General features: G+C 60.0%; 16 protein-coding genes and 1 pseudogene. 12 read left to right on the forward strand and 5 right to left on the reverse strand.

Annotated features, from left to right (window positions below):
• Positions 1-5: 5 nt before the first annotated feature.
• The 5 genes from E4Q08_RS05400 to map all read right to left on the reverse strand — a co-directional run bounded on the left by E4Q08_RS05400 (position 6) and on the right by map (position 6,445).
• Complete coding sequence (locus tag E4Q08_RS05400; RefSeq protein WP_169069624.1) at positions 6-1,163, reverse strand: nucleotidyltransferase domain-containing protein; 1,158 nt, start codon at positions 1,161-1,163, stop codon at positions 6-8.
• Positions 1,112-2,059, reverse strand: a complete 948-nt coding sequence (locus E4Q08_RS05405; RefSeq protein WP_169069625.1) for an HprK-related kinase A — start codon at positions 2,057-2,059, stop codon at positions 1,112-1,114. Before E4Q08_RS05405 ends, E4Q08_RS05400 begins: the two co-directional genes overlap by 52 nt.
• On the reverse strand, positions 2,056-2,307 hold the full coding sequence (locus tag E4Q08_RS05410; RefSeq protein WP_169069626.1) for an HPr-rel-A system PqqD family peptide chaperone: 252 nt from the start codon (positions 2,305-2,307) through the stop codon (positions 2,056-2,058). Before E4Q08_RS05410 ends, E4Q08_RS05405 begins: the two co-directional genes overlap by 4 nt.
• A gap of 749 nt (positions 2,308-3,056) precedes the next feature.
• Positions 3,057-5,639: a [protein-PII] uridylyltransferase gene (locus E4Q08_RS05415; protein ID WP_034911819.1), complete on the reverse strand. Its 2,583-nt coding sequence runs from the start codon at positions 5,637-5,639 to the stop codon at positions 3,057-3,059.
• A 5-nt stretch (positions 5,640-5,644) separates the two neighbouring features.
• Positions 5,645-6,445: a type I methionyl aminopeptidase gene (gene map / locus E4Q08_RS05420; protein ID WP_034911816.1), complete on the reverse strand. Its 801-nt coding sequence runs from the start codon at positions 6,443-6,445 to the stop codon at positions 5,645-5,647.
• A gap of 343 nt (positions 6,446-6,788) precedes the next feature.
• Between map and rpsB the strand changes: the two genes are divergently transcribed.
• The 12 genes and pseudogenes from rpsB to fabZ all read left to right on the forward strand — a co-directional run bounded on the left by rpsB (position 6,789) and on the right by fabZ (position 18,434).
• Positions 6,789-7,526: a 30S ribosomal protein S2 gene (gene rpsB, locus E4Q08_RS05425; RefSeq protein WP_034911814.1), complete on the forward strand. Its 738-nt coding sequence runs from the start codon at positions 6,789-6,791 to the stop codon at positions 7,524-7,526.
• A 120-nt stretch (positions 7,527-7,646) separates the two neighbouring features.
• Complete coding sequence (tsf, locus tag E4Q08_RS05430; protein ID WP_169069627.1) at positions 7,647-8,543, forward strand: translation elongation factor Ts; 897 nt, start codon at positions 7,647-7,649, stop codon at positions 8,541-8,543.
• A 43-nt stretch (positions 8,544-8,586) separates the two neighbouring features.
• Positions 8,587-9,309 carry a UMP kinase gene (pyrH, locus tag E4Q08_RS05435; RefSeq protein ID WP_169069628.1) on the forward strand — a complete coding sequence of 241 codons (723 nt, stop codon included), beginning with the start codon at positions 8,587-8,589 and terminating at the stop codon, positions 9,307-9,309.
• A 51-nt stretch (positions 9,310-9,360) separates the two neighbouring features.
• Positions 9,361-9,882, forward strand: a complete 522-nt coding sequence (gene frr / locus E4Q08_RS05440; protein ID WP_169069629.1) for a ribosome recycling factor — start codon at positions 9,361-9,363, stop codon at positions 9,880-9,882.
• A 22-nt stretch (positions 9,883-9,904) separates the two neighbouring features.
• Positions 9,905-10,693, forward strand: coding sequence for a polyprenyl diphosphate synthase (uppS, locus tag E4Q08_RS05445; protein ID WP_169069630.1), 789 nt, complete (start codon positions 9,905-9,907; stop codon positions 10,691-10,693).
• A pseudogene (locus E4Q08_RS05450) lies at positions 10,686-11,521 on the forward strand (phosphatidate cytidylyltransferase). The gene uppS and the pseudogene E4Q08_RS05450 overlap by 8 nt, the downstream one beginning before the upstream one ends.
• Positions 11,521-12,726: a 1-deoxy-D-xylulose-5-phosphate reductoisomerase gene (ispC, locus tag E4Q08_RS05455; protein ID WP_034911426.1), complete on the forward strand. Its 1,206-nt coding sequence runs from the start codon at positions 11,521-11,523 to the stop codon at positions 12,724-12,726. Before E4Q08_RS05450 ends, ispC begins: the two are co-directional and overlap by 1 nt.
• Complete coding sequence (rseP, locus tag E4Q08_RS05460) at positions 12,723-14,093, forward strand: RIP metalloprotease RseP (RefSeq protein ID WP_034911429.1); 1,371 nt, start codon at positions 12,723-12,725, stop codon at positions 14,091-14,093. The genes ispC and rseP overlap by 4 nt, the downstream gene beginning before the upstream one ends.
• Before the next feature lie 4 nt (positions 14,094-14,097).
• Positions 14,098-16,380, forward strand: coding sequence for an outer membrane protein assembly factor BamA (bamA, locus tag E4Q08_RS05465; protein WP_169069631.1), 2,283 nt, complete (start codon positions 14,098-14,100; stop codon positions 16,378-16,380).
• Between the two features lie 9 nt (positions 16,381-16,389).
• Complete coding sequence (locus tag E4Q08_RS05470) at positions 16,390-16,914, forward strand: OmpH/Skp family outer membrane protein (protein WP_169069632.1); 525 nt, start codon at positions 16,390-16,392, stop codon at positions 16,912-16,914.
• A gap of 33 nt (positions 16,915-16,947) precedes the next feature.
• Complete coding sequence (gene lpxD / locus E4Q08_RS05475) at positions 16,948-17,979, forward strand: UDP-3-O-(3-hydroxymyristoyl)glucosamine N-acyltransferase (RefSeq protein WP_169069633.1); 1,032 nt, start codon at positions 16,948-16,950, stop codon at positions 17,977-17,979.
• Between the two features lie 5 nt (positions 17,980-17,984).
• Positions 17,985-18,434, forward strand: coding sequence for a 3-hydroxyacyl-ACP dehydratase FabZ (fabZ, locus tag E4Q08_RS05480; RefSeq protein ID WP_169069643.1), 450 nt, complete (start codon positions 17,985-17,987; stop codon positions 18,432-18,434).
• The last annotated feature ends 2 nt before the right edge of the window (positions 18,435-18,436 follow it).

Consider the following 18,436-nt stretch of genomic DNA (forward strand, 5'->3'; position numbering starts at 1 on the left):
AACGCCTATTCGGCCTTGTTCGGCACCGCAGGACGTGGCCGCAGGGAGTGCAGGCCTTTGTGGGCCAGGTGGCGGAGCAGCAGGGCGGGCGGCATACGCAGCCACTGGTAGCGGAGCAAGCCAAGTTGCGCGGCAATCCGCCGCGAGAAGGGTGGCTGCCGGTCCGGAATTCTCGGCAGCGTGCAACGGGGAAAGAGCCAGTCCATCCACCGGATGGCCGCTGCTGGTGGAGCGGCCAATGGCAGAGCATCAGGCACCGCGGTGGCGAGCCACGCGCGGCAGTAGCGCAGGGCATACCACAGGGGTCGCTCAAGATGGTGGCGTGCAGCGCGTACAGCGAGCGCCTGCCAGTCGCTTTCCGAGTGCAGATGGGTGCGGATCAGGCCGTCGATATCGACCAGATCGCGCAGATTGGCGAACAGTTCGGAGTCCTGGAAAAGATGAACTGCTGCGTGCAGGATCTGATCCTGCGGATGCAGGACCAGGAATCGTTCCCCCTCGACCACCTGCAGGTCGGCGAAAAGCAGTGCCGTGTCCGGCTTGAGACGGGCCGTAACCGGCGTGATCGTGTGGTGCAGATCGAGTTCCACCGAATGTCCGGGACGGCGCATCGGGGGCAGTTCGTGGCTCCATTCGCGGTAGTAGCGCTGGTCGTAGGCATCGATCACCTCACCTGACCAGCCGGCGTCGAGCAGCGCGGCCTCGGCTCGCTTGAGATCGCTGTAGGCAACCATCAGGTCGACATCGCTCGGCAGACGGCCGCAGGTGATTTCAAGATTCTGCACGATGTAGGCTGCTCCCTTGAGCACGACCACCGGGATCTCGGCCGGTAGCGCCTTGGCCAGCGCTGCCAGCTCGATGCGCAGGATCTGGATGCGATGCGCCGAATAGGCTGCTGCTGAGCGCAGATGACCCAGCACGCATTCCGGCAACTGTGGCAGTAATTCAGGGTGCGACTGAATTCGGTACGAGAGCACCCCCAGCAGTCTGGACTGCCGGGCGAGACGAATGATCTTGTCCCAGTCGGCGAGACCGACACTGCCTGCCTGCCGGGGGTCGATCAGCAAGGCCAGCAGGCCATGCACGCAGGGATCGACACGTTCCAGGCTGATCATGCCGCTGCCATTGCTACGGTCGATTCCGAAAGCATTGCACGCAGGCATTCGATCGCCTCATCCAGCCGGCTGTATTCGAGTTCGTAGGCCGAACAAGCGTCGATGACATCAGCCACGGCATGGAACGAGATCCGCCCGAGCAGACCGTAGTTGAAGCTGTTGAAAGCCAGGCGGGCAAAAGCTTCCTCGCTGGGCAGACGACGAGTCGTCAGCGCAGCGCCTTCCCGAAAACGGGGGAAAAGCACCAGACGCGGGCGGGCAGGAAGTCTCCTGGCATCGACGCTGGCCTCATCGGGAGCCAGGTGGACCACGTCTCCCTTGCGGGTTCCTCCGTAGACGGGGCCAAGGATCGCTTCGTCGGTATAAGCGCGGATGACGTCGATCGAGCGATTCTTCAGCGCCACCGGCTTGAGCATTGGCCACAGTTGGCCGGTGCGTGGGCAGAGCACGCCAAACTCGTCGGACAGCAGCCGAAAGCCACGCAGCATCATGGCCGCCGTCAGCGTACTCTTGCCGGAGCCCGGTGGTGCAGCCATGATCACGCCCCGCTCACCAAGAGCCAGGACACCGGCGTGCAGCAGGACATGCTGGTTGAAGCGTTGTCCAAAACACCAGTTGACCCCCCATTCGAAGTGGGGAAGCGCCTGCTCTCTGGGAAAGGGATCGAAGGGCTGAATGCCGTCGATCAGGAAACGGGATTGTGGTCCGAGGATGGCCCGCAGGCCCTTTCCGGAACACACTTCGATGTGAAAATCCGCAAAATCGGCTTTTTCAGCCAGGAAAAACGCCCCGTAAACTCGTTGAAAATCTCGCACGAAAGGCTTGAGGACGGTCCGGACACGGACCAAGGCAGCACCATAATCGAGCGTCACGGATGCTTCTGAAAAACGCTGTGCCAGCAGGCTTGGCGGCAGGTCTCGAATTCTCGGGTTGGCGGCGATCATCCGCCAAGGATGCCCATCTCCTCAAGAGAACGCAACACTTCTTTCATTTCGGGGGTGTCGATATCCACATCCAGCTCATCACGCAGCAACTCGAAGGCCTGCGCTTGCGGTACCGGCCCGTCCTCGCAGATTTCAGCGAGGGCTTCGAAAATGATCGCTGCCGACGGGGTCAGGATATGGGTCTGCCAACTTTTCGAATCAAAAACGGCACCGCCGTCGCCCAGTCTGCGGTACGAAATCTCAGCCAATCAGGCTGCTCCAGCCTGGTCAGGACAGGTCATGGATCAGGGAATCAGGGAATCAGAACGTTGTTGCCATCCGCCTGCCGACCCTGACCCTGATAGAAGGAATTCCAGCACGTTCCACCATAAACAGGCCCATGCCCAACGTCAGCGATCTGGAACTTCTCCACGCCACCTACAGTTATCCTTTCGCGTACCCAGGCGTCCGGAAAGTCGGTTACGGGAGGCGGGGCAGGTGGAGTGTGTAGAGCCTGCCCACGAACAACGCACTGGGTAGTGCTGAAGGCAAGGTCTCTAGCTTCGGCATTCAGCGTAAAGATGGCCGGTGCTGCTGCGGCAGCTTTCAGCAGGCGTCGGCGCTGCTGGGTTCGTTCTGATGGAGTCGTTGACATGTGTTTTCCTTGAGATCGATTTCTGCCTGAGCAACATATTCTAGCTTTCGTTGCGCGGAACGTTTGCGGACTGCATCACGTTACGTATCACAGAAGCAGAAGAACCGCCGTCGTGCCACTGAACGTCCGTCGCTGAATCACGCCTAGCTAATGTATTAGCAAATTATGTACCAGGATTCAGATGATAAGAAAAACGGGGTTTAAATCATTGAATTGCAGTTTTTCTCCGAGATCTCGGAGGCGTCGTCAAGGTTTGGGTGTAAAAAAAAACCGACAGTTCCCGCTCTGCCGTGCTTCCCGATGGTTGCCGTTTCGCTGGCACTACCGAGTCTTTCGCCTTGCTCATCCCCTCCTGTTGATCCGTCAGAGTTTCAGGCGCTCCAGCAACTCGGTTTCCAGCCTGATGCGGCTGGCCGTGTCGCGGAGGTCTCCGCCGCTGATCAGGAAAGTGTCTTCGACACGTTCGCCGAGCGTCGAGATCTTTGCCGTATGCAGATTAGCACAATGCGCGGCCAAAGTCATGGCGATGGTGTACAGGAGGCCCGGGCGATCAGCCGCGCTCACTGAAAGCACATAGTGCGAGCCTTTTTCGTCCGGCTCGATGGTGACCAGCGGCTGAATAGGGAAGTGTCTGACCTGTCGTGAGAGGCGCCCGCTGCCGGGTGCCTCGGGCGGACTCTGGCGGTTGAGACGCGCCGTCAACTCGTGTTCGATGTAGCTGATCATCGCGCGCTCACTGCCGCGATCACTGAGGTCGAGCAGCATGAAGCTGTCCAGCGCGTAGCCGTGACGGGTGGTGTGGATCTTGGCGTCGACGATGGTGTAGCCGGCACGACTGAAAAAACCGACGAGGCGCGCGAACAGATCGCGCTGATCCTTCGTATAGATCAACACCTCGAGCCCTTCGCCCTGCGGGTTCACCCGTGCTTTGACCACCGGCTGCTCGACGCGGGTCCGATAGTGCAGGGCGCGCGTGTGCCAGGCGATTTCTTCCGCGGAATGGCGCAGGAAATACACCGTGTCGAGTTGCTTCCACAGGCGTTGGTGCACCGCGTCGGGAAGCGCGAAGTAGCGCAGCAGGCGCAGGGCTTCCTGCTGGCGTTCCTCGATCAGGCCCTGCCGGACCGGTACCTGGCCGCCGGCCAGCAGGGTGCGACAGGTGCTTCGGAAAAGCTGTTCGAGTAGCTGTCCTTTCCAGGTATTCCAGACCTTCGGACTGGTGCCGCGAATGTCGGCGACGGTGAACAGGTAGAGTGCGATCAGGTGGCGCTCGTCCTTGACCATCCTGGCAAAGGAGCCGAGGACGTCCGGGTCGGTGAAGTCCTGCTTCTGCGCGACCATGGACATCAGCAGATGCTGTCGAACCAGCCAGACGATCAATTGACTGTCCTCGGCAGCGATGCCGTGCTCGGCGCAGAACTCGGCGGCATCCACGGCACCGAGTTCCGAGTGATCGCCGCCGCGTCCCTTGCCGATGTCGTGGAACAGCGCCGCCACGTAGAGCACCCAGCAACGGGGAAAATCGCTGATCAACTCGCTGCACAGTGGATATTCATGCGCGAATTCGTCGGCGAGAAAGCGGCGCAGGTTGCGCAGGACCTGCAGGGTGTGCTGATCGACGGTATAGACATGGAACAGGTCGTGCTGCATCTGGCCGACGATCTTGCCGAAGTTGGGTAGATAGCGCCCGAGAATTCCGAACTGGTTCATCCGTCGCAGTTCATGCAGCACGCCGCGCGGCTGTTTGAGGATTTCCAGGAAAGCGGCGCGATTGCCGGGGTCACGGCGAAAATCCACGTCGATCCGGGTCCGGGCATGCCACAAGGCGCGCAAGGTGCGCGCCGTCATTCCCTGCAGATCGGAGTGCTTCTGCATCAACAGGAAAGCTTCGAGCATGGCCCCGGGACACTCGTTGAAGACTTCTTCTCCGACCACATCCAGCAGATCGTGCCGGTTCTGGAAGCGTTCATTGATCGGCAGTGGCAACTGCTCAGGCGGCGGCGATATCGCAGCACCGATGTTCAGCAGCAGGATCGTGTTGATCTGTGTGACTTCCTTTGCCGTCCGGTAGTAGCCCTGCATCAGCCGTTCACTGGCCCGGCGGGTGCTGGTGGGCGCGAATCCCATCTGTTCGGCGAGCGCCGTCTGGTAGTCGAACAGCAGGCGATCTTCGCGCCGGCCGACATGCAGGTGCAGGCGCGTACGCAGGCGCTGCAGAAAAGCAACACAGCGCTGCAGCTGGAGTTGTTCTTCCGGGGTGATGAAGCCGTGCTGCGCGAGATCTTCCCAGGAGTCACCGTAGCCGGCCGCGCGGGCAATCCACAGGATCGTCTGCAGATCGCGCAGCCCACCGGGAGCTTCCTTGCAGTTGGGTTCCAGGCTGTAGGGTGAATCCTGGAAGCGGCGGTGACGCTCTTCCTGTTCCATCCGTTTGGCTTCGAAGAAGGCTCGCGGATCCAGGTTTCCCTTGAGTTCGATACAGGCTTCCTGGAACAGTTCGCTATTCCCGGCCAGCAGGCGTGCTTCGAGCAATGCGGTCTGAATCGTCAGGTCGGCGGCGGCAGTGTGCGTACACTCTTCGACGGTACGCACACTGGGGGCGATATCCAGACCGATGTCGTAAAACAGCGCGACCGCGCGCTCGAGTCGAGCGGTCAATACCTGGTCGGGCGTTTGTGGCAGAAGGAGCAGGATGTCCACGTCGGAGGCCGGATAGAGTTCGCCGCGCCCGTAACCACCGACCGCGACCAAAGCCAGGGAAACCGGCAACGCCAGTGCTTGCCACAGGTCGCAGAGGACCTCGTCGACCAACTGGCAACGCTCGCGCAACAGGCGTGCCGCGTCACCTTCGCCGGGATGGCGCTCGCGGAGCATCGACTGGCCAGCCTGCAAACGCGACCTGCAGCCAGCGACGAGCGCCGAACGATCGAAGGTGTCGGTGTTCATGGCAACTACCTGATCCAGTCTGGCTGCGAAGGAGTAGCCTCCGACACGGTGAGGACTTCGTAGCCGGTGTCGGTAACCAGAATGGTGTGCTCCCATTGCGCGGACAAGCTGTGATCCTTGGTGACGATCGTCCAGCCGTCGGCCATGCTTCGAATCGCCGCCTTGCCGGCGTTGATCATTGGTTCAATGGTGAACACCATGCCGGCTTCGAGCCGGATGCCGGTGTGCGGCCGTCCATAGTGAAGCACCTGGGGTTCTTCGTGAAACCTGGCACCGATACCATGGCCGCAGAACTCGCGGACCACTGAATAGCCGGATTTCTCGGCATATTGCTGAATCGCGTGACCGATGTCACCGAGGTGCGCGCCGGCCCGGACCTGCACAATGCCCAGCCAGAGGCACTCGAAGGTGACCTCGCACAGCCGTCGTGCCTGCACGGAGGTCTCACCGACCTGAAACATGCGGCTGCTGTCGCCATGGTAGCCGTCGCTGATCACGGTCACATCGATGTTGACGATGTCGCCATTCTTCAACTGCCGATCACCGGGGACACCATGGCAGACCTGGTGATTGATCGAGGTGCAAATCGACTTCGGATAAGGCTTGTAGCCGGGTGGAGCATAGTTGAGCGGCGCTGGAATGCAGCCTTGAACATTCACGATGTAATCATGGCAGAGTCGATCCAGTTCGCCCGTGCTGACTCCCGATTTCACATGCGGAGTGATGTAGTCGAGCACCTCTGCTGTCAGGCGACCAGCGACGCGCATCTTTTCGATTTCTTGAGAGGTCTTCTGAGTAATGCTCATGCGTGGAGGCCAGTGCCAGTTGAGGAGGAACGAAGGATAAAGGAAGCAGGGAGCTTAGGCAATTTGACGAGTGCTCAATCGGTTATCACCCGGGAAGGAGGATTGCGCTTGCACGATGGTTCCTGAATCCTGTTCCCCGAATTGAAATTCGATGGCTCTTGATGATACTATCGCCGACTTTTGCTGACCCGTGTCAGCGAAACAGCAGAACGCGCCTTCGTGGTGCGTCGGGCGTACCGAGGAGGTCCGTCCAACTACGCACATTCGCCTGTTCAAGGGTGCCTGCCGAAATGGCGGGCTGTAGGTGGGCGGATGGTGGTCTAACCCTGATATTGAGGAACGTATGTCTACAACAATGCGACAGATGCTTGAGGCCGGTGTTCATTTCGGCCATCAGACGCGGTTCTGGAATCCCAAGATGGCGCCCTATATCTTTGGCGCCCGCAGCAAGATTCACATCGTCAACCTGGAAAAGACGCTGGCCAAGTATAATGAAGCGATGACCTTCGTTCGCCGGCTGTCTGCCAACAAGGGTACCATCCTGTTTGTCGGAACCAAGCGGCAGGCGCGCGAAATCATGGCCGAGGAAGCGTCGCGCTGCGCCTCTCCGTTTGTCGATCAGCGTTGGCTGGGTGGCATGCTGACCAACTTCAAGACCATCAAGCAGTCGCTCAAGCGCCTCAAGGAGATGGAAGCCATGTGTGAAGATGGCTCCCTCGACCGCCTCGGCAAGAAAGAGGCGCTGATGCTCACGCGCGAACTCGACAAGATGCACAAGTCGATCGGTGGCATCAAGGACATGGGTTCGCTGCCTGATGCCCTCTTTGTGATTGACGTCGGTTACCACAAGATTGCCATCACCGAAGCGAACAAGCTGGGGATTCCGATCGTTGCCGTGGTGGATACCAACCATTCTCCGGAGGGCATCGATTATGTCATTCCGGGTAACGACGATTCTTCGCGCGCCATCCGTCTCTATGCTCGCGGCGTTGCTGATGCGGTTCTCGAGGGACGCAGCCAGTTCGTCGAGGAAATCCTCGATGCTGTATCGGGCGACGAGTTTATCGAAGAAGACGACTGATCGTCGGTTGTACCGCGCTGGCCGTGCGGCTGGACCTGCCCGCGGCCGGTTTGTTTTTCCTGAACGTATCGATTGAGCCACGGCCGGCAATTCTGGCCGTGTCAGCAAGTGGAGACTGAAATGGCGGAAATTACCGCAAGTATGGTGAAAGAGCTGCGCGAAAGAACGGACGCGCCGATGATGGAGTGCAAGCGGGCGCTGACGGAGGCCGCCGGCGACCTCGGCAAGGCCGAAGAGATCCTGCGCGTGAAACTCGGTTCCAAGGCCAGCAAGGCGGCCAGCCGGATTACCGCCGAGGGGGTCGTGGCAATCCACAGATCGAGCGACGACAAGCTTGGCGCGATGATCGAGATCAACTGCGAAACCGACTTCGTCGGCAAGAACGACGACTTTCTGAAATTGGCCAGAGATTGCGCGGCGCTGGTTGCCGAGCATGACCCGGCGGATGTGGCTGCCTTGTCCACGCTGCCGATGGGCGAGGGCAGTGTCGAATCGACGCGTACTGCGCTGGTGGGCAAGATCGGCGAGAACATGTCGATCCGCCGCTTCGTGCGCATTGAAGCCAGGGGCAAGCTCGCTTCCTATGTCCATGGCGGCGCCAAGATCGGCGTCCTCGTCGATTACCAGGGGGGTGACGATCAACTGGGCAAGGATCTGGCCATGCATATTGCCGCTGCCAAACCGAAAGCGCTGGATTCATCAGGTGTTGCCGTGGATCTGATCGAGAGCGAACGCCGGATTGCCATCGAGAAAGCCCGCGAAGCCGGCAAGCCGGAAGCCTTGATCGAAAAGATCGCCGAAGGCTCGATTCAGAAGTTCCTGAGTGAAGTGACGCTGCTCGGTCAGGTGTTTGTCAAGGCCGAAGATGGCAAGCAAACCATCGCTCAGTTGCTCCAGGCCAAGGGCGCTTCGGTTGCCGGATTCACGCTGTTCGTGGTGGGTGAGGGCATTGCCAAGCGAACCAACGACTTCGCTGCCGAGGTGGCCGCACAGGCTGCCGCGGCCGCGCAGAAGTAAGCATAGCCCGTCAATCGACCAGACCTGCAGGAGTCAGACGCCGATGTCCGCAACCTCGCCATGCTACAAACGTATCCTGCTCAAGCTCTCGGGCGAGGCATTGATGGGTGGTGATGCTTACGGCATCAACCGGCAGACGATCTCGGCAATCGTTGCGGAAATCAAGGGAGTTGTCGATCTGGGTGTGCAGGTCGGCGTGGTGATCGGCGGTGGCAATATCTTTCGTGGGGTGGCGCCTGCTGCCAGGGGAATGGACCGCGCTCAGGCAGACTACATGGGCATGCTGGCGACGGTGATGAACGGCCTCGCGCTGCACGATGCCATGCGGGCTGCCGGCATGGTTTCGCGGGTGCAGTCGGCGCTGAACATCGAGCAGGTGGTGGAGCCGTACATTCGTGCCAAGGCGATTCGTTACCTGGAGCAGGGGCGGACGGTGATCTTTTCCGGGGGTACCGGCAATCCGTTCTTTACTACCGACACGGCCGCGGCCTTGCGCGGGGCAGAGATCGGCGCCGAAATCGTGCTCAAGGCGACCAAGGTCGACGGCATCTACTCCGCCGACCCCAACAAGGATCCACAGGCGACCCGTTATGATCGGATCAGCTTCGACGACGCGATCGCACAAAATCTCGCGGTCATGGATGCCACTGCTTTTGCGCTGTGCCGCGACCAGAAGCTGCCGATCAACGTCTTCTCGATATTCAAGCAGGGTGCGCTGAAGCGGGTTACGATGGGCGAGAAAGAGGGTACCCTGGTCTATTGCTGAGGGAGATTGAGATGTCCATAGCAGAAGTAAAAAAAAACCGCTGAACACAAGATGCAGAGGTCACTTGAGACACTCAAGACCGATCTGGCGAAAGTACGGACGGGGCGGGCCCACACCGGCCTGCTCGACCATGTGCAGGTCGAGTACTACGGGTCGCTGGTGCCAATCAACACGGTTGCCAATGTGACCTTGCTCGACGCCCGTACGCTCGGTGTCCAGGCCTGGGAAAAGGGCATGGCGGCAAAAGTCGAGAAAGCCATTCGTGACAGTGACCTGGGCCTGAATCCAGCCGCCCAGGGGGATCTGATCCGTGTGCCGATGCCGGCATTGACCGAGGAGAGGCGCCGTGATCTGATCAAGGTGGTGAAGGGTGAGGGGGAAGGCGCCAAGGTTGCGGTGCGTAATTTGCGGCGCGACGCCATCGCGACGCTGAAGGAAATGCTCAAGAACAAGGAATGCTCGGAGGATGAGGAGCATCGTGCCCAGGATGAAATCCAGAAGCTCACGGATCGCTATGTGGCGGAAATCGACAAGCAACTCAGCCACAAGGAAACCGAGTTGATGGCCATCTAGCAATTGCCGACGAGTGAAATACATGGCCCGCTTTGCCAGTTCAACCCATGACGTTCCGACCACATCGGCGGTACCTCGCCATGTCGCGATCATCATGGACGGCAATGGACGTTGGGCCAAAAAGCGTCTGTTACCGCGCTTCGCCGGCCATCATCGCGGTGTTGAAACGGTGCGTGTCACGGTCAGAACCTGTCTTGAACGTGGCATCGAGTATCTGACGCTGTTTGCGTTCAGTTCCGAGAACTGGCGCCGCCCGCCAGAGGAAGTTTCGCTGCTGATGCAACTCTTTGTACGCGTTCTGAAGGAGGAGGTCAAAAAGCTCGATCGCAACGGCGTACGTCTGCGGGTGATCGGCGACCTCGCGCGTTTTGATCCGGACCTGCAGGCGCTGATCAGGGCCTCGGAGCAACGCACGGCGGGCAACAGCCGCCTGAACCTGACGATTGCCGCAAATTATGGTGGGCGCTGGGACATCCTGCAGGCGATCAACCGCATGTTGAGCAGCGACCCGGGGAAATCCACTGAATGGCAGGAAGCCGACCTGGCGCCGCATCTGGCGATGAGCTACGCGCCGGAACCGGATCTGTTCATCCGTACCGGTGGAGAGCAGCGGATCAGCAACTTCCTGCTCTGGCAGCTCGCGTATTCCGAGTTGTACTTCACCGAGGTGCTCTGGCCCGAGTTCGACTCGATTGCCTTTGACGCGGCCCTGGTCTCGTATCAGCAGCGCGAACGTCGTTTCGGGCGTACCAGCGAACAGTTGACCGGCGTTTCTGCTGCATCACCGACCGGCTCGCGTATCGATGCTTAGGACGCGGGTGATCACCGCGCTTGTTCTGTTTGCCGCTTTCCTGGGCGCGCTATTCTACCTGTCGCCGCTGGGGTGGCTATTGTTCGTCACCGCAGTAGCCGGCGTCGCAGCCTGGGAGTGGGGGGCACTGATGCGCCTCGGTGCAGCGGGGCAGATTTCGCTGGGAGTCCTGTTGGCCTTCCTGTGTGCAATCGTGGCGGTTCTCGAACCAGCGGCAGTCGGCCTGGGTGCCGGCTTCGACGCGACTGCCTGGCGTCTGGGGGCCTGTTTCTACTTGCCGGCTGCGGTTTTCTGGCTATTGCTGGTACCGATCTGGCTGCAACGGCGCTGGCCTCTCGCCAACCCGGTCCTCGCTCTGGCGACCGGCATCGTGCTGCTCCTGCCGGTATGGCTGGCGCTGATACAATTGCGGCAAGCGGGTCCGCAGGCCCTGTTGGCGATCATGGCCGTTGTCTGGCTGGCCGACATTGGCGCCTATTTTGCCGGCCGAAGCCTGGGCAAACACAAGCTGGCACCCAGCATCAGCCTGGCAAGACCTGGGAAGGTGCGATTGGCGGTGGCGTCACGGTGCTCGTCTATGGATTGCTGTTGTCATCGAGGCTGCCAGCCACCCTGGCCGGAAACCTGCCGCTGTTGTTGGTGCTTCTGGTGTTGTTGACGGCGATCAGCATTCTCGGTGACCTGTTCGAGTCGCTACTCAAGCGCCAGGCAGGGCTCAAGGATAGCAGCAGGATCCTGCCCGGCCACGGGGGGGTGCTTGACCGGATCGACAGTCTCACCTCGACTCTGCCGCTGGTCGCACTGGTCTGGCTGGCGACGCGGCTTTGATGGCTTCCGGGACGGCTGCGCAGCAGCTTACGATCCTTGGATCGACAGGTTCCATCGGGCTCAGCACACTCGATGTACTGCGCCGCCACCGAGCACACTATCGTGTCGTCGCGCTTTGTGCGCACCGCCAGGCGGACCGCCTGTTCGAACAGTGCATCGAGTTTCAGCCCCGCCATGCCGTTCTTGGCGATGCTTCTCTGGCTGCCGACCTTGGTGCGCGGCTGGCTGCCGCAGGCTGCCCAACCGAAGTTGCGCATGGGCCCGAAGCGCTGATCCGGATGGCACAGCTTCCCGAAGTCGATACGGTGATGGCCGCCATCGTTGGTGCAGCAGGTCTGCCGCCCACTCTGGCCGCAGCCGTCGCCGGCAAGAGAATTCTTTTGGCCAACAAGGAAGCCCTGGTCATGGCCGGCTCGGTATTCATGCGGGCCGTACGAGAAAACGGTGCGACCCTGTTGCCGATCGACAGCGAACACAACGCCATCTTCCAGTCTCTGCCGGCCAACTATGCCGGTGATCTCGATGCCAGTGGCGTGCTTGGGCTGTTTCTCACCGCATCGGGGGGGCCGTTTCTCGGAATGGCGGCTGCCGACCTCGATGCCGTCAGCCCTGACCAAGCCTGCGCGCATCCGAACTGGGTCATGGGACGAAAGATCTCGGTCGATTGCGCGACAATGATGAACAAGGGCCTGGAGGTCATCGAAGCCCACTGGTTGTTCAACGTCCCCGCCGAGCGGATTCAGGTGGTCATTCATCCCCAGAGCGTGATTCATTCCCTGGTTCAATACGCCGATGGCTCGGTGATTGCCGAACTGGGCAATCCCGACATGCGTACCCCGATCGCGCATGCTCTGGCCTATCCGCGGCGTATCGCGGCCGGCGTCGAGCCACTTGATCTCTTCCAGGTCACCTCGCTGCACTTCGAGAGGCCCGATCTGGAGCGCTTTCCGTGTCTGGCCCTGGCTTATCGTGCGCTCAGCCAGGGCGGCAGCGCGTCGACGACGCTGAATGCTGCCAACGAAGTGGCAGTACAGGCCTTTCTTGAACGGCGGATACCCTTTACGGCCATTCCCCGCGTGATTGCAGCAGTCATGGATCAGTTGCCGGCAGGCGCGGCGCCTGGCTCGCTGGCGGAGGTGTTGACTGCCGACCGGGTAGCGCGCGCTGCCGCTGAGCATTGGATCGTGGCGAGGATCTGCGGATGAGCGGATTTTTCTACTATCTGGCCGCTTTTGCCCTGGTGCTGGGAATTCTGGTCATCTTTCACGAGTTTGGACACTATCTCGCCGCGCGCTGGGCCGGGGTCAAGGTTCTGCGCTTCTCGGTCGGTTTTGGCCGGCCGCTCTGGTCGCGGCGCTGGGGTCCGGATGCAACCGAGTGGGCGATTGCTGCCTTCCCGCTCGGCGGCTATGTCAAAATGCTTGACGAGCGCGAAGGTGAGGTGGCTGCCGAGGAATTGCACCGGAGCTTCAACCGGCAGCCGGTGCAGCGGCGGATGCTGATCGTCGCCGCAGGACCCGCGGCCAACTTCGTGCTGGCAGTTCTCATCTACTGGGGGCTTTTCTGGCACGGAACGGAAGAGTTCAAGCCGATTCTCGGCACCCCGGTGAGTGCGAGTCCTGCCGCTGCGGCCGGGCTGGAAAACGGCGAAAGGGTCCTTCAGGTCGGTGGCGAAAGGGTGCAGACCTGGCAGGAGATGCGGTGGGTCCTGCTGCAGCGGGCCGCCGAGCAGGATCAGGTCGAGCTCGAGGTAATCAATGCGGCCAACGAGATCACCATCCGCCGCCTGGATGTCTCGTCCGTGCGGCGCTCGGGCTGGGAGGGAGACGCGCTCGACCGGCTGGGCTTCGGTCTTTACCGCCCGCGCTTGCCGCCGGTGCTCGGCAAGATCAACGCGAACAGTGCTGCCGACGCTGCCGGACTACGTCCGGGAGACGAAATCCTGAGCATTGACGAGCAACTCGTCGATAGTTGGGCGGACGTCGTGCGCGTGGTTCGCCAGTCCCCGGCAAAAGCGTTGCGGGTCGAGGTGCTGAGAGAGGGTGCGCGCATCGAAAAGACGGTGACGCCGGCGGCGATAAACGAGGGAGGAAGCGAAATCGGCCGGATTGGTGCGGCGGTCAGTGACCATGGCCAGGCACGCGCGGCCTTGATGATCACCGTCAGTTACGGGCCCTGGTCGGCGTTTCACAAGGCCGTCGTCGAGACCTGGGACAAATCGGCGTTCACCCTGCTGATGATCGGCAGGATGATTACCGGCGAGGTGTCGTGGCGAAATATCAGCGGGCCGGTGACCATTGCCGATTACGCCGGCCAGTCGGCGAGACTGGGAATCGACTACTATCTCAAATTTCTCGCCCTAGTCAGCATCAGCCTTGGCGTCCTCAATCTGCTGCCGATCCCGATTCTGGATGGCGGGCATTTGCTGTATTATCTCGTCGAAATCATCAAGCGTGGGCCAGTCTCCGAGCGCACCATGGAAATTGGTCAGCAAATCGGGCTGACCTTCCTGCTCATGCTTATGGCGTTCGCCTTCTACAACGACATCAATCGATTACTGTTCTCCGGCTGAGCTCATGAAGAAAAACCTGCTGGCAGCTCTGTTGGCTACCCTTGTTGTCTCTGGCGCAGCGGCGGTGGAACCGTTCACGGTCAGGGACATCCGTCTCGAAGGCATTCAAAGGGTTGAGGCCGGTACCGTTTTCAGCTACCTGCCGGTCAAGGTCGGCGACACGATGACGGACGAAAAGGCGGCACAAGCCATCAAGACCTTGTTTGCCACCGGCTTTTTCAAGGATGTCCGGATTGAAATCGATGGCCAGGTGCTGATCGTCGTGCTCGAGGAGCGGCCGGCCATCGCGCAGATCGATTTTATCGGCCTGAAGGAATTCGAGAAGGATCAGCTGATCAAGGGACTCAAAGAAGTGGGTGTCGCGGTATCGCGTACCTTCGACCGCGCCACCCTTGAAAAGGCCGAACAGGAATTGAAACGCCAGTACCTGTCGCGTGGCCGCTACGCGGCGACGATCACCACCACGATCACGCCGCTGGATCGCAACCGTGTGGCGATCAATTTCAATATCGATGAAGGCGAGACCGCCAAAATCAAGCAGATCAACATCGTCGGCGCGCAGGCTTTCCGGGAAAAGGATCTGCTTTCGGTATTGCAGCAGAAGACGCCCACCTGGATCAGTTGGTATACCAAGAGTGACCAGTATTCCAAGCAGAAACTGTCTGCCGACCTCGAGAGCTTGCGTTCGTATTACCTTGATCGTGGCTATCTGGAGTTCAGTATCGAGTCGACACAGGTCTCGATCACTCCCGACAAGAAGGAAATCTACATCACGATCAGTATCAACGAGGGCGATCGCTACCTCGTCTCATCGGTCAAGCTGGCGGGCGATCTGACGCTCTCCGACGAAGAGTTCAGGAATGTGGTCAAGATCAAGCCGGGGGATATTTTTTCCCGAGAGAAAGTGAACGAGAGCACCAAAGCCATTGCCGACAAACTGGGCGCACAAGGTTACGCATTTGCCAATGTCAATGCCGCGCCGGAACTCGACAAGGAAAAGCGTCAGGTGGCGTTTACGATCTTCGTCGATCCGGGAAAGCGAACCTACGTGCGCAGGATCAACATTACCGGCAACAGCAAAACGCGTGACGAGGTGATTCGCCAGGAAATGCGTCAGATGGAAGGGGCCTGGTACGACGCTGATCGGGTGGCCGCGTCACGTGAGCGGATCGACAAGACCGGTTATTTTGGCGAGGTCAACGTGGAAACTCCGCCGGTTCCGGGAACCATTGATCTGGTGGATGTGAACGTCAATGTGACCGAAAAATCGACCGGCAACATCTCGATCGGCGCTGGCTATTCGAGTGCGGAAAAGGTCATCCTATCCGGCTCGATCTCGCAGTCCAACATCTTCGGCAGTGGCAAGTTCCTGTCCTTGCAGCTGAACACTGGCAAACTGAACCGCACGCTCGCGATCAACTATACCAATCCCTATTTCACGGTTGATGGCATCAGTCAGGGCTTCGACCTCTACGACCGGCGAGTCAACCCGACCTCGCTGGGCTATGCCTTCCAGTCCGAGTCCATTGGCGGCGGTATCCGCTTCGGCTACCCGATCGGCGAAAAGGAAACGCTCAGCTTCGGACTGGCGATCGATCAGACGACGATCGACATCACTCCCGTCACGGCAGCCACGCCACCCCAGTACATCAAGTTCCGGGCCGAACATGGCGACTCGAATGTCACGCTGCCGGCGACCGTCTCGTGGACCAGCGATACCCGAAACAGCTCGATTTATCCGACCACTGGTGGCATCCAGCGTGCTGCCGTCGAAGTGGCCGTCCCCGGTGTGGACCTGTCGTTCTATCGACTGACCTACAAGAACGAGCGCTACTTTTCGCTGAGCAAGGACCTGGTTCTGATGCTGATGGGTGAGCTTGGGTACGCGAACGGTTTGGGCGGTCAGACCTTGCCGTTCTACAAGAACTTCTACGCCGGCGGTATCGGGTCGGTGCGCGGCTATCAGACCGCCAGCCTCGGTCCGGTGGATCCGCTCTATCCCGATACCTATCTCGGCGGTACCAGCAAGGCGGTGTTCAATGCCGAGTTGCTGATGCCGCTGCCGGGATTCGACAAGTCGGTCCGCTTCGGTCCATTCTTTGACGCCGGTAATGTGTTCACCAGCAATTACACCGTCGGGAAGGAAAAACTTGCGATGTCGGCCGGCCTGACTGCGGCCTGGATTTCGCCGCTGGGACCGTTGAAATTCAGCTATGGGCAACCGATCAACGAGGTAAGTACTGCTAAACTACAGAAGTTCCAGTTCCAGATGGGGACGACCTTTTAATCTAGGAGAATGAGTTTGAAGAAGACGATTGCCAGGCTGCTGGTTGCGTTGATGGCCTCGCTGCCGGTGACTTACGCGTCGGCGGTAGACCAGTTGAAGATCGGTTACGTCAATACCCAGCGTCTTTTTCGTGACGCACCCGCAGCCGTAAAAGCGGCCAAGAAGATCGAGCAGGAATTCTCCAAGCGTGACCAGGACTTGCAGCGTCTGGCCAAGCAGGTCCAGGGCCTGCAGGAGTCGCTCGAAAAAGGCGGCTTGACAATGGCGGAATCCGAGCGCCGCAGCAAGGAGAAGGATCTCGGTGAATTGTCGAGAGAGTTTCAGCGCAAGCAGCGCGAGTTTCGCGAGGATCTGAACCTGCGCCAGAATGAAGAAAATGCAGCGATCATTGAAAAGGCCAACAAGGCGATCAAGCAGCTTGCCGATAACGAGAAGTACGACCTGATCGTACAGGATGTGGTCTGGGTGAGTCCGAAACTCGACATCACCGACAAGGTCATCAAGGCCTTGTCCGATCCCCAGGCGGCGAAGTAATCGGCGCCAATTGCCCAATTCAATGGAGTGCCTGTGTCCGGAGGTCTGCAACTAGACGAAATCGTCGCCCGTCTGGGCGGGGTGTTGCAAGGTGACGGATCGCTGCTCGTTTCGCAAGTTGGTTCGCTGCTTTCTGCAGGGGCGGGCCAGATCGCGTTCATCGCCAGCGCGAAATACCGCGAGCAACTGCAAAGGACGCAGGCGGCGGCAGTGATCGTCCCGCCGCAGTTTGCCGACGACACGCTGCTGCCGCGCATTGTTCACCCGAACCCCTACGCCTACTACGCGCGTGTCGTGGCGCTGCTCAATCCGGCTGCGCAAGGCCGGCCCGGTGTGCATCCCGGCGCGGTGGTCCATTCGCCACTGCCGGCATCGGTCAGTGTCGGCGAAAATGCCGTGGTTGGCGAAGATGTGCGCATCGGCGAGAACGTCACGCTGTATCCCGGCTGTGTGCTTGGTGACGGTGTGCGCGTTGGCGACGATTCCGTGCTCTACGCGAATGTGGTCGTGTACGACCACTGCGTGATCGGCAGACGCGCCATCATCCACGCCGGCGCGGTCATCGGCGCTGACGGCTTTGGTTTTGCCAGGGACGGCGAGCGCTGGATCAAAATCCCGCAAATCGGTCGTGTGGTGATCGGTGACGACGTCGAGATCGGCGCCAATACCTCGATTGATCGCGCGGCTCTCGACGATACCGTGATCGGCGACGGCGTCAAACTCGACAACCAGATTCAGGTTGCGCACAACGTCAGCATTGGCGACCATACTGCGATGGCCGGCTGTGTCGGTATAGCCGGCAGTGCCAGGATCGGCCGTCGCTGCACCGTCGGGGGGGCGGGAATGATCAGCGGCCACCTCGAAATTGCCGACGATGTCCATGTTTCCGCCGGTACCCTGGTCGCCAAGAGCCTCAGCCGGCCAGGCGCCTATACCGGCATCTTTCCACTCGCGCCACACCAAGAGTGGTTGCACAATGCGGCACAGATCAAGCGCCTGGCGAAGCTCGCCGAGCGCGTTGCCGAACTCGAGAAGAAACTCGAACTGATGGGGAAAACGTCTTGAACGCAATGGACATATACGAGATCATCGAGCAACTGCCGCACCGCTACCCCTTTCTGCTGGTCGACCGGGTGCTCGAGTGCGAGCCCGGAAAATCCATCCACGCCTACAAGAACGTGAGCATCAACGAACCGTTTTTTGCGGGCCACTTCCCGCATTATCCAGTGATGCCCGGCGTTCTGATCATGGAAGCGCTGGCGCAGGCGGCCGGCATTCTGTCATTCAAGACCCTCGGCGAAAAACCCGACATGACTTCGCTGTTCTACTTCGTCGGCATCGACAAGGCGCGCTTCAAGAAGACCGTGGCAGCCGGTGACCAGTTGCATCTGCATGTGGATATCCAGCGTCAGTTTCGCAACATCTGGAAGTTCAAGGCGGAGGCGCGTGTGGACGGTGAGGTCGTGGCAGACGCCGAGCTGATGTGCGCGAAAAGCAACCTGGTCAAGAGCACGGAATGAGT

It is taken from the genome of Candidatus Accumulibacter contiguus, assembly GCF_012940005.1.
GTDB classification, from domain to species: domain Bacteria; phylum Pseudomonadota; class Gammaproteobacteria; order Burkholderiales; family Rhodocyclaceae; genus Accumulibacter; species Accumulibacter contiguus.